Here is a 12698-nt window from a genome sequence, read left to right as displayed (position 1 = left end):
CGCTCTACTCATTCACATCGATTTTGACTTCAACACCGGGGCTTGTTAATTTGCTTAATTTTACCGCATCCCAATTCGTCAAACGAATACACCCATGACTTGTCGAACGTCCAATTGTTTCTGGGTTATCCGTGCCATGGATACCTATCCCTGATTTATTTAAACTTATCCAAACGACTCCTACTTGATTATTCGGTCCTGGTGGAATATTAAAAAAATACTTGCTTCTTTTTCCTTTTTTTAACATTTTTTCGTCATATCTAAACCAGGGTAAAAAGGTAATTTTTACAATTTTCCATACACCTTTTGGTGCTGGAAGCTCGGTAGACCCTGGTGTTATGGGGAATGCTGCCAAAAGAGCCTCGTTCTCATAAACACTTAAAATCCGTTGTTTGGTATTTATTTTTATCACACGTTTTGCGAATTCTGGTTTTTGCTTTGCAAACATTTTTGGTTTCAGTTCTTCAATGACAAAAGGGTCAACATTGGGGACTTTAAGTATATCGCCAGCTTTTAAAGTATTTATATTTTTTCCTGGATTAAGTGCTTTTAATAAACGTATATCACTATGAAACCGCTCGGCTACAAACTCTCCATAACTGGCATAGGGAATAAATTTCTTTTGGGATTGCTGCTTCGGTGTTTTAGGTACTTTTCCAATAAATTTTTTATCCGATTCTTTAATTTTATATTCGGTATAAAGAGGATTAATTGAACTAATGGGATGTTTTAGGTTTGCCTTTTCCTCTTTGGAGATTTTATCTAATAAAGAAAAAACAAAACGTGTAAACTGTCCATTAACCCCATCTATTTTTCCAGGACTAAAATTGTTTTTATCCAGATAAATTTGTAGTTTTACAGTCTGATCAGAATAAAGAGGATCCGCTGCCGTTATAAACGGCGAAAAAAATAAAATAGAAAACCAAAATAAAAATATCATTACTTCCTTCATAATAATAGTTTAGTCCATTTTTTCGGGCCTATCTCGAACACTTTGATCTTCTAGCTACAGATCAAGCTTATAGGGATAGAAGAAAAATTATTGTTGTTGGAATTAAACATGGAGTTTAGCTATCCATCATTGCCGGGCAGGTGCAGGGGTAGCAACTGTCCCTTGATCACGTCTCTGCCTATACCCGGGGCTTGTCCACGGGGTCCGGGGCACCGCCGCAGACCCAACATGCTTTCTTAAGACTGGTTCGGCACTCTTAACCGATGTCGTGAGCGTCTATTATAAACGGAACATAATACCTTGCTCAGGTTTAATTAATTCTACGCCAATATCATTTTCCTGAGACAATTCGTTGATAACCTGCATTCGTATATCTTTCCTGGAATTTGCAAGATCAACTAATCTGGGCTTGATATGAGTAACAACAACTGGCAATCCCCGTAGTGAGTTTCTTAAATCTAAAGGATCCACAATCCACGCCAATTGTCGCAACTCAAACATAAATAAGTTTGGTTTTAAATGACCAAATAATTTATCACCTGGCTGTGAATTTAAAAATGAACACTCCAGCATGATGGCATGAAGCTGCTTATTTCTTATAAGTGGTGCAATTTCTTTCCAAATATTCCCCATGTTTGTCGATTTTTCAATGCTGTCAGCGCCAGTATCACCAAAATATAAGATATATTCCGTCTTATAACGTATTAAAAAAGCACTTGATGCCATGCCACCATGACTCAAAGGGAACGCTTTTACGTGCAAATCAGTATTAGGGATAGCAACCCACTGTAGTAATGGCATAGTTTGATAATGCTGATAATTCAAGTGCGGAATTTCCCCTCTATCGCCAAAATTCCCCCAAACCGACCAATTAAAAATATTTTTCTGCAATGCGTGCATTGTTTCTTCGCGCGCCATAATTGTTTGCTGCTCTCGCAATTCAGGTTGCGCCATCACAAGTCCCATAAGATGATCAAGATGTGCATGGGAAATGAGGTAAGTCGGGATATGTTTTTGCAGCAAATCCTCAACATTTTTATTACGCATTGGTTGCCTACCGACTGCAACTTCAAGCCCATGCACCAGAGTACCCGCATCAAGAACTGTATAATTTTCGCTCTCATTAGTCTTTAATAAATAAGCTGATAAATTTCCATCTTTCAAACCACCATAGACTCCAAGAGGAATAATTTCGAAGACAGGCGCACAATATGCTGCAAGAGACAACAAAAAAATAAAAATTGTAATCAAAAACTGGCGCATGTGAATTTCCTTTAAAATTAATATATTCAAACCTGCCCCATATACACAGTATGAGTCGTAATACATGATTGCGAGCTGCATGAGTGGCCATATTCTTCATTTCATCATTATATGCGCAATGGCCGGATAGGTGAACATTGGATAGCTTGAGACTGAGGCATGTTAATGGCTTGCATTTAGGAGAATGAAAACCTTGATTATGCCGCGCTTCATCAAGGCTACGCTTGCTATGTTATATATCCAGGGTCTATTCCCTTTGGCAACTTCCTAAATCCAACTTTCATTGGCAGTAAACACTATGGTTAACCAGCGTTGCGGGCTCTCTCCTCCCATAGCAACAGCTATTTCGTGACGAATTACATCCAATGAGTCAATAGTAGAAATTTTATATTCAGGTGGGACAACAATATGAATTTCAATAAACTGGGCCCGCCCAATTTTGGCTACGTAGCTTGAATAGGTCTTAAATTCATATCGTATGATGAGATCATCTAAAAATAGTCTTACTTTCTCATCAAGACTAAATGGGGCTATGAGAAAAATATCTTTCATTGCATTACGTACTGTCGACATCGGTACAAAAAACAAAAAGGTAGACATAATTGCTAACACAAAAGGATCAACAAAAGGAGTAAGGTGTTGGTATCTGCTCCCTTCCATTAATTGGGCAATGACAAATGCAATTAAGAGGGCTAATGAAATCGATCCTGACATGAGCCAACTATGGGCATCAAGCCTTAAAAATTCAGAATTAATTTTTAAGTTTTTATGTCGCACATAACCATACATACCCATGGATAATAAGGACATAAATGAAGCAACAATTAGCGCCATGTCAAAATTCATTTCTCTCCCGCCAGACAATATACTGCCAATGGCATTTATCAAAGCATAGGCTGACACCAAGATAAGTATGCTGCCGTTAAAAACCAATACCATTGGTTCAACATGCCAATAACCATATTGAAATCGGCGATTACCTTCACTGGTCAAAAGTCGGGTAACCAAGAGCGCAAGAACTGACATGACTGCATCAATCATGTCAAACATACCATCAAACACGATAGCTAATGATCCCGATAGCAGGCCACATACGATACCTATCAGTGATAAAAAGGAAGTCATCACTATGGATAATTTTAGAACGCGTTGTTCCATCGCGCTCTCGGTGATAGTCAAAGTTATCTCCTAGCGTTAAATAAGTTGAGATGTTAGCTCTATAGCATTTTGAGATTTATTCAGTTGCATTTATTTCCAAGGCGTCAGACTTCTAAAGCTTTGGTTTAGAATTAATCAAAATTATAGCGACAATGGACTTATTATAATACACCCATTGAAGTATTCATATTTTGCGCAAACGCAGGTACTGCCTTTAGTCGTGTCGATCGGCCTCCCTTGTTACATACTCTATGTTTTGAGCAGGTTTCACGCTTGTTTCAATGATATGTTTGATAAGGGAGGGGTATTTGTATACCTTGTCTTTATCGAATATTTTAATTGCTAAAGTAGCAATAAGAAAAATTTTTAATGTACAAGTCGTAACGCAAAATTCAAGACTTGCCCCCTTATGTGTTATAGAAATTCTGTTTTATTAGACCACTGCACATTGAGGTGCTATAGTTACAAAATATTAGCTCGACTAACGAGCTATAGTTGAGTGTACTTTTGGGAGATCAAGGAATGAAAACTATAGTACGGGTTTTAAATATAATGTTAGCTACCTCCTTAATGCTGACTTTGTTTGCAGAAAATGCCAATGCTAAGGTATTTAAAAAATGCACATATATTGCACAATACGAGAATGGCAAATATGCTGAAGTTACAAAATCAGGTAAGGCTTTAAAAGCATCGGATGCCTGTGCTGAAGCGAAAAAAAGATGTGATAAAAAACTTAGTAAATTATACAAACAAGGTAAACTTGCACGTGGCGCTGCTTGCTATAAATACGGTGGTGAAGTGCATTAATAGCATAATAGGTTGGGGCAAAATAACCTGAGGGATCTTCAGTTTTTCATTTTAAATTTCCCTACGTACTGCTTAAATTTCTCTACGTACCGCGCTTTATGCGCGGTATCCAGAACGATATTTTAAGATGCCGCTGAGCATTTCTATAGCAACATCCCCTGGATACCGCGCATAAAGCGCGGCAGGTAGGCGAAGAAATAAGTGCGGTATGTAGGCGAAAAAAATAAGCACGGTACGTAGACGAAAAAATTAGTGGGTTTCTCATCAAAAAATTGACGATACCTTAGGCCAACAAACCTGAGGGATCGTCAGTTTTTCATTTTAAATTTCCCTACGTACCGCTTAAGTTTCCCTACGTACTGCTTAAATTTCTCTACGTACCGCGCTTTATGCGCGGTATCCAGAACAATATTTTAAGATGCCGCTGAGCATTTCTATAGCAACATCCCCTGGATACCGCGCATAAAGTGCAGGTAGGCGAAGAAATAAGTGCGGTATGTAGGCGAAAAAAATAAGCACGGTACGTAAACGAAAAAATTAGTGGAGGTTTCTCATCAAAAAATTGACGATACCTTAGGTCAACAAACCTGAGGGATCGTCAGTTTTTCATTTTAAATTTCCCTACGTACTGCTTAAATTTCCCTACGTACCGCGCTTTATGCGCGGTATCCAGAACCAATATTTTAAGATGCCGCTGAGCATTTCTAGAGCAAGATCCCCTGGATACCGCGCATAAAGCGCAGGTAGGCGAAAAAAATAAGCACGGTACGTAAACGAAAAAATTAGTGGAGGTTTCTCATGAAAAAACTGACGTTACCTCAGGGCAAAATGACCTCATCTACCCTACTCATTTTGTCGGCCAGGCTATTAGTTAATATTTGCTGGTTTAGTTGATGAGCTGCATGATTGCCATATCCTTCATTTCACTCTGGAGAATGAAAACTTTGGTTACGCTATGCTTCATCAAGGCTAGGCAAGGTACTATTTCTAGAAAGATAATTGAAACCGTTGCATAATCACACGTTCATTGGGGCGGTTCCTAACTTTGCTTGTCGAAGCGGTTGCATAGTCACCAGCGGTTAAGCATCCAGGTGTCTCAGGAGCATTTAATGCTCCTGTTGAACAACCACCAACAAAATTAGTTTGATCATATTCTGTCATAATGACCATATTTCTATTTAAAAACCAATTAATCCCTACTCCCCAGGTGTTCGCTCTTTGTACGGATAGCCTAGGATCAGAAAAGGTGTAATTAGTTTGCTCTTCCTCGGCAGAAAAAGAATTAAAAATACGATTGTCCAGCGCTAATTGTGACCACCTCGCGACTAATTGAAACGCGCCCCATGCTCCCCTCTCTCTAGGCGAGAAATTGCGATTAGGTTTTAACGACCCGAGCGTGAAGGCTTCTTGAGTCAAATTATAAACTACTTGCACTTCTGCCGCGTGATTTGTCACTTCAACGAATTGAAGATCATCAGCGTTGGGGAAAACAAGCCCTTTAGACAGGGTTTGCTGAGTTTGTGTCCATTCCCCAAATACGCCAAAAGGACCCAGGAACCAAAAAGCTTGAGGATGAAGTCTTTTTCTTGGGCCATTGCCGTGTACATCCGTTTCATAAAAGAAAATTGGATTTTGGCCAACAGAGACTAGAGCTGGTGGATTGCTTTGATTGTTTACCTCTTCTGTACTGCCAGCGATGCCAAATCCTAAATTTCTTAAAAGCGGCAAAGAACCGTTTAGAAATGGATTAGTAAACAAACGAAGTTCAAATACTTTATTCGCTAAAGTTGCTGTCTCTGAATTAAAGGTAGTGGGTGTAACAGGATTTAATCCGGGATTGGTATTATCAAAAGACCCTGTTAATACCCCAACTTCATAAGAAAACCAGTCATTGAATTTATTGTACTTATAATTATAAGGAGATTGATTGGTTTTTCGCTTTGGCCCCACAGCTCCGTAGAATACGAAACCATATTCTCTACTTGGCGCCATCATCGTTGCATAGCCACGTTCAACTGTATTGTTCGTAGCGGCCCCTCTCAATCGATCAAATCCTGTTAAGAGGCTTTTTTGTTTGCCAGCTCTTAAACTGAACACTTCAAAATAATGCAAATCAATGAGGGCATCAAATAAGCGAGTTTGACCTTGACCAAAATCCGGCATGAAATAGAAATCATTATATTTTAAAAAAGTACCATTAAAAATGGGGCGTACACGTCTCATCCAAAATCGATTCACATTATCCTGGTTAATCATATCGGTACTTTCAACACCATTATTTATGGTTAACCCCCTTACATTGAAAAAGGCATCTTGGTCAAATTGATAAAGCCCATGCAGAAATAATTTGTTTTGGTTATCATTTGAAATGAAGCCAAAGCCTTCTTGGCTCGCTATCGCATGGCCATAGTGCGATATATTCTTTTCTTTTTCATTAGGAGTTCCGGCCACAATAATTTGACAGAAAGAGAACAATAAGCTTCCTAACAAAAATCTAAAGCAGTGGGAATTTAGATTTATCGACACGACACGATCTTCCTTAATCCTTAACAGAAGCCGGATATTGCCAGAAATTGTAGATGAGTGCAAAACACAAAAATGAACTATCCCCACTCCACTGAGTTCGCAATTTATTTTATCCTTGCAACTCTCATTATTCCAAGCAAAATAAAGATGGGGAACAAGCGTAGCCTTGATGAAGCCCAGCGTAATCAAGGTTTATTATTTAAATCTATTCGTTAATATTTGCTGGTTTAGTTGACGAGCTGCATGATTGGCCATATTCTTCATTTCATCATTATGTGCACAATGGCCGGATAGGTGAACATTGGCAAGCTTGAGACTGAAGCATGTTGATAGCCTGCACTTCGGAGAATGAAAACCTTGATTACGCTGGGCTTCATCAAGGCTACGCTTGTTATTTTTAAAAGCAATTTTGCGGATGCGCGTAGTGAGCGGTACAAGGCGGAGATTTTTTCTTATATGCAGGACAAAGAATCAAAGAGGAACTAACAACATGCTGAAAACAAGTCAAGCGAGTGAAAACTTGTGTCAATCTGGTATCCGTGCGGCGAGCACGGAGTGTGAAAAAATTGGCGGCATTAATTTAGGTCAGGGTATTTGTGATTTACCTACACCTGAGATAATCAAACAGGCCGCTGTACGTGCGATTGAACAAGAGAAAAATGTATATTCTGCTTGTGAAGGGGTATTCAATTTACGCCATGCTATTGCCAATAAAATTCAAACTTTTAATAAAATCCCGGTTCATGCCGAAACAGAAATTCTGGTGACCCACGGATCTACTGGCGCCTTTATTTGTGCGACGATGTCTTTATTTAATCCAGGTGATGAAGTTATTTTGTTTGAACCGTTTTATGGCTACCACAAAAATATTTTGGAGCTGTATCAAGTTAATGTTAAAGCGGTACCTATTAATTTACATGATCTTAGCATTCAAATCGATGATCTTAAAAAAGCGATAACTCCTAAAACCCGCGCGATTATCATTTGCACACCGTGTAATCCTTGTGGCAAAGTTTTTTCTGAGCACGAATTATTAGCGATTGGCGAAATTGCAGAACACTATAATTTAGCAGTGATCACTGATGAAATTTATGAATACATTACTTATCCTGGCTATAAACATGTGTCATTTGCTAGTTTAAAAAATTTTAAAGATCGCACCATCACGATTTCAGGATGTTCAAAAACGTATAATATGACGGGATGGCGTTTAGGTTATGCCAGTGGTCCGGCACATGTAATTGCAAAAATGGCCTTGGTTCAAGATTTATTGTATGTGTGTCCTGCGACCCCGTTACAGCATGCGGCGATCGATGCTTTCAAATTACCAGAAAATTATTATCAAACGATGTGTCAAAGCTATTTGGAAAAACGGGATCATACTGTTCGTGAGTTACGTGACATTGGTTTTGAGGTGACGGTTCCTCAGGGAGCTTACTATATTATGGCTGATTTTTCCCGCATGGGTTTTAAAGATGATGCCGCCATGACACGCATATTACTTGAGCGGGCAAAAGTTGCAGTGGTTCCTGGACGCGCTTTTTATCTAAATCCGGATAAAGGAAAACATGTGTTACGTTTTTGTTACGCATTGAGTAAAGAAAAAGTGGCGCAAGGTTTAAGACAGATAAAGCAAGGTCTGCTGCCATGTCCTTCCTAAGATATATGTTCCACTCATAGCATGTTCAGGAAGATCTGCTGAAACATCGTAAGAGTGTAATAGCAACAAGCATAACCTGGTTGCAAGCAACCAGGACTTCTATTTAATCTGCCTATTCTTATCCCCTGAACTTCTCCGCCCCCTTATTGGCTAGAATATTGTCACGTGCATACCTATGGAAATCCGAGTAAGGCGAAAAAGCCTCGAAAATTCTGTGTCACCGCTGGAAATCCTGGCTGCAAGCAATCCGGCTGTGCTTCCTCAAATGGATGAGTTGAAAACCCTTCAACAATCTTTTGTGAATTATAAAATTTAGATAGTGAACTGAAACAAATTATTATAAATTAAATAGTGGAATAGATAAAATTAAGATAAATATGAAATCATCCTTAGAGTTGAAAATATTAGTAGCCATTGCTCTTTTATATACTATTGCAATTTCTCAATATATTTTATTTCCTATATTGTTATCTTTTCTTTTATATTTATTACTTAGTCCATTTATGGAATGGCTTGTCAAAATTAGGATTCCTAAAGTTATTGCTTCAGCATTTATTTTAAGCGGCATTCTCGGCATTATTTCATTAGGAATTACTTTCATAATTCCACCTGCTACAAATTGGATCATCAATGCATCAGATAATTTCAAAATTATTGAGGGTAAATTTAGAACAGTAAAAAGTTCATTAGGGGAAATCAATAAAGCTGCTGAAAGTGCTCAATCCATGGCCGGTATAGACCAAAAAAAGAATGTGATTGTAACGTCTAACGTCAGTTTGGCACCCTCTCTATTTAATTTAACCACTGATATAGTTATTTCTATTGGTACCGTTGTGGTTTTGCTTTTCTTCTATTTAATGTATTTTAAGTCTTTTATACAACAACTAGAACTACTTATTTACAAACGAAAAAAATCATCGGCACCAGAAAATCTATATATTCTCACTCTTAAAAATGAAGTTTCTAAATATTTATTCACTTTTTCGATTATATGTTTTTGCCTTGGATTAGTAATGGCTTTAGTATTTTGGTTATTAAACGTGCCGAATGCTCCTCTTTGGGGTGCCATGGTGGCTATACTCACATTTGTTCCTTATCTCGGCCATTTAATTGGTATCATTATAATTTTATTTGTTTCATTAATAACATTTGATACTTATCTGCAAATTTTTGCACCGCCTGTTTTATATTTTTTAATTACCGTAATAGAAGGCCAACTCATAACTCCTATTTTTCTAGGAAGACGTTTAAAATTAAATCCTCTTTTAATTTTCTTAACCATTTTGATTTGGAGTTGGTTATGGGGCTTCGCGGGTGCGATTATTTCTGTTCCAATTCTTGTAACCCTTAAAATAACATTGGAATTTATGCCCTCTTTATCAAGATACGCTGTTCTACTTGAAAAATAAGAGAATCAATGGGGTCAGACCTGTAATATCCCCCAATAACTATTTGAATTTATTGAAAATCAATTGACACGTATTTTGTACTTTGATCCAATTATTGTCGCCAAATCTAATAGGTAATAAAAAATGCGTGTCGAGCAATTATTATATAAACAACTTCAAAAATCAGTTGGAATTCACTGCAAACGCTTAGCTATTCTGATGTGTGCAGTAACAGCGGGAATGAAAAGGGATGTGTTACCGTCACTGGTTTAGGTCGGAGTCTTCGCACGCAGATTAAAATTAGGTCATCATTATTTTCTACACTGTATAAGCTAAGAAGATCTAATAATTAGATCTTCTTAGTGAATGAAATTGGGGTAATTATGGACCAGTAGGGTTTACTTGATTGGAATCGAGAGTAACAGCCCCATTTAGTGCCCAAGCTCTTCCGTTTAATATTGCACCATTATTGAGGGTGATGCTGGCAAGTGCATCAATGATTCCATGAAAGGTACTACCAACCCCCAGAACGGCTGAACTGCCAACTGCCCAGCTAATATTATCATTTAAAATCCCACCACTAGTCGTCACGATTGTACCAACACCTGTTGTGAGAGTAGAGCCTATCTTGAACGTGTAGGATTGTCCTAGTAAACCTGCAATATTTAGGTTAGAGGCAATTTGAGCACTTGATGCAAAACAATAAACGCCTGGTCCGTTCGTATTGAGCATTGTTTGTGTTATCACCGTATCACCTGGACCGAAACTAAAGTTACAAGCCAATCCGTTAAGCTCAGTGAAATAAGCACTGGCTTGTATTTTTGTACCAGTCGCATGAGCATTATTAATGTTGATGGCTCCATTGATAACAACACCAGGAGGGAAACCAGTGACTGATGATCCGGGCGTAAGATCTAAATTGCCATTCACTAACGTTGGTCCCGTGTTTGTCACTGTTGATGCCCCAAGAATAGAAGTACTAAAGAGAGGCTGAGGCGGCGCTCCTGGGACAGTGGGAGGAAAACCCGGGACAGGGGGTACGGGGACTGGGGGGATAAAATCTGGAGGAGGGAGAGGGCTTGGCGTAGAACAGAGGCTTACCAGGGAAGTAATCGCTGGAGCATCTATTTGAACCTGGCGAGTATCAATCCCAACCTGGAGGACTCGGTTGAAAGTACCTGCAGCCAGTGGCAGGAGTTGCAAGCTAATGTTGCAGGTAGCACCTGGTGCTAAAAAACTGCCGATGACGCAGCCATTCGTAGGTGTTGGAATAATGGCCGTAGCAGCGGCAGGCAATGGATCATTATCTTGAATCCTAATATAATTTATCTTCAAAGCACGTGGCGTATCGTTTCTTAAGGTATAAATGCCAGTCAAGGTTGCGTTTTGGCAAAGATCTCCAAAAATGGGGGGATTTATAAACGTTGCGTCACATTTTGCAAGGGATGTGCCACCTTCAGAAACACCGCGACAGGATAGTGCTTGCGTTGCTAAAGGCAGTAATAAACCTAAAATTACCACTCCATGCTGAGCTTTCTTAAACATCATGTATCTCCTTGTAATTCCTGGTGTAGTTATATTGCTACATGCAATCCAAATAATGCTGCTTGTGAGGTCAGGTTAAAACTGGCTGGAACTAAGACAGGTGCGGTGATAGTACCTGTAAATCCAGTACCAGGTGTTTCCACACTGCCCAAATCCGCATACAAGTACTCTATAGAAAGAGCAAAACGGTTATTGAACGCATAGAAAAACCCACCACCAACTTCCCAAGCGAAACTTGAACGTGTATTGGAATTGAGATCTAAAAATTGATCCGCACAAGGGATACTGCTACGATCCGCATCACGATAGCCTACACGATTCCAGGCATTACCTATACCGCCCTTGGCGTAAAGTGAATATTGTCTCTTAGAAACAACAGTTAAGGCCCCATCAACCATCAGACGATAACTTCTTATTGGCATGTTAAAGGTCATCTCATTAAAAGCAGGATCACTAAAACGCCAAACATCTCCTTTAATGCTGCTTTGACCGAGGTAATATCCGTTTAGTTCAGGCTCTATAGCGGTAAACCATTGAACATGGTCGGAAAAGGGGTTGTAATGGCGCAAATGATAAACATAGCCAACCCCTAATTGCGCAGCGAATGTATCCCACTGATTATTATTGGTTTGTACAAGCCTGTCGGTTTCACTGCTGGTCACCCCTAAGTAACCATCACTTGCACTTAAACTTGCAAACCCAAGAGCGCCTATAATATCTATATGGTTAGGGGCAGTTGGTTCTACACCATCTTTATCACCAATAATGACTTTAGTGTTAATTTTAGGTTTATCTTTTGATACATGCACTGTTCTATTAGGCTCATGAGCCATTGTGTTTAAAGGTACATGCGAGGAGCTACTCAATGCCCTAACCTCGGCGACTGAATTCAGCGGACCGATGATTACAACATAGTATTTGCTCGTTGCTTTAACAGTTACTGGTTGATGGAATTTTTTTCGTAATTGCTGTTTATAGAGACTGGCATTTTTTATATCTTTAAATGTAGCGGCTTGAACGTAAAATGGACCATTCGCACCTTCTTTAACGTGTTGTGTATTAGATAAACCATAAATCACCTTCGCATGGGAATTTGAAGGATTATTTGGATGGATATTCGAGGCGAATGAACTAAAAGCTACAAACATTGAAGCAGATAAAATACCAGTATATGAAATAGCCCATCTCATAGATAATATCCCTATATTATTTTCTAGTAGTTGGAAACTATATTTGAATTTTAATCAGAAAGATATCCCCATTTACCTCTATATACTCTCTGTTTTAAAAAGATAACTTATCGCGATACATTAATTAAAAGGGTATTATGGTATTTGAGGACTGATTTAAATGACATAATATTAATTCTAAAATTATCCCGGGACAGGGAAAAGTCAAA

Annotated in this window: 9 protein-coding genes; 3 read left to right on the top strand and 6 right to left on the bottom strand. The window is 38.7% G+C overall.

All coding sequences use genetic code 11. The features are described from left to right. Positions 1-4: 4 nt before the first annotated feature. The 3 genes from LXO92_RS06280 to LXO92_RS06270 form a co-directional block, all read right to left on the bottom strand. Entirely contained in the window at positions 5-940 is a 936-nt protein-coding gene (locus LXO92_RS06280) for a L,D-transpeptidase (RefSeq protein WP_232890623.1), read from the bottom strand. A 291-nt stretch (positions 941-1231) separates the two neighbouring features. Next, positions 1232-2215: an MBL fold metallo-hydrolase gene (locus tag LXO92_RS06275; protein ID WP_232890622.1), complete on the bottom strand. Its 984-nt coding sequence runs from the start codon at positions 2213-2215 to the stop codon at positions 1232-1234. Positions 2216-2482: 267 nt separating this feature from the next. After that, entirely contained in the window at positions 2483-3394 is a 912-nt protein-coding gene (locus LXO92_RS06270) for a cation diffusion facilitator family transporter (protein ID WP_182351820.1), read from the bottom strand. 501 nt (positions 3395-3895) lie between these two features. Here LXO92_RS06270 and LXO92_RS06265 point away from each other — a divergent pair. Continuing rightward, positions 3896-4180: a hypothetical protein gene (locus LXO92_RS06265; RefSeq protein WP_182351819.1), complete on the top strand. Its 285-nt coding sequence runs from the start codon at positions 3896-3898 to the stop codon at positions 4178-4180. A 987-nt stretch (positions 4181-5167) separates the two neighbouring features. Here LXO92_RS06265 and LXO92_RS06260 read toward each other — a convergent pair. Continuing rightward, positions 5168-6655 carry a porin gene (locus LXO92_RS06260; protein ID WP_232890621.1) on the bottom strand — a complete coding sequence of 496 codons (1488 nt, stop codon included), beginning with the start codon at positions 6653-6655 and terminating at the stop codon, positions 5168-5170. 541 nt (positions 6656-7196) lie between these two features. Here LXO92_RS06260 and LXO92_RS06255 point away from each other — a divergent pair. Together LXO92_RS06255 and LXO92_RS06250 are read left to right on the top strand one after the other, a co-directional pair. After that, positions 7197-8366, top strand: coding sequence for a pyridoxal phosphate-dependent aminotransferase (locus tag LXO92_RS06255; protein ID WP_232890620.1), 1170 nt, complete (start codon positions 7197-7199; stop codon positions 8364-8366). A 377-nt stretch (positions 8367-8743) separates the two neighbouring features. After that, positions 8744-9775: an AI-2E family transporter gene (locus LXO92_RS06250; RefSeq protein WP_182351816.1), complete on the top strand. Its 1032-nt coding sequence runs from the start codon at positions 8744-8746 to the stop codon at positions 9773-9775. 360 nt (positions 9776-10135) lie between these two features. On the opposite strand, the gene LXO92_RS06245 is transcribed toward LXO92_RS06250, so the two are convergent. Continuing rightward, entirely contained in the window at positions 10136-11302 is a 1167-nt protein-coding gene (locus tag LXO92_RS06245; RefSeq protein WP_182351815.1) for an ice-binding family protein, read from the bottom strand. Positions 11303-11328: 26 nt separating this feature from the next. Then, positions 11329-12489, bottom strand: a complete 1161-nt coding sequence (locus LXO92_RS06240; RefSeq protein ID WP_182351814.1) for an SPOR domain-containing protein — start codon at positions 12487-12489, stop codon at positions 11329-11331. Between the last annotated feature and the right edge of the window lie 209 nt (positions 12490-12698).

The sequence above is a fragment of the Legionella resiliens genome (genome assembly GCF_021344005.1).
Taxonomy (GTDB): Bacteria; Pseudomonadota; Gammaproteobacteria; order Legionellales; family Legionellaceae; genus Legionella; species Legionella resiliens.
This window is presented reverse-complemented; position numbering and strand designations above follow the sequence as displayed.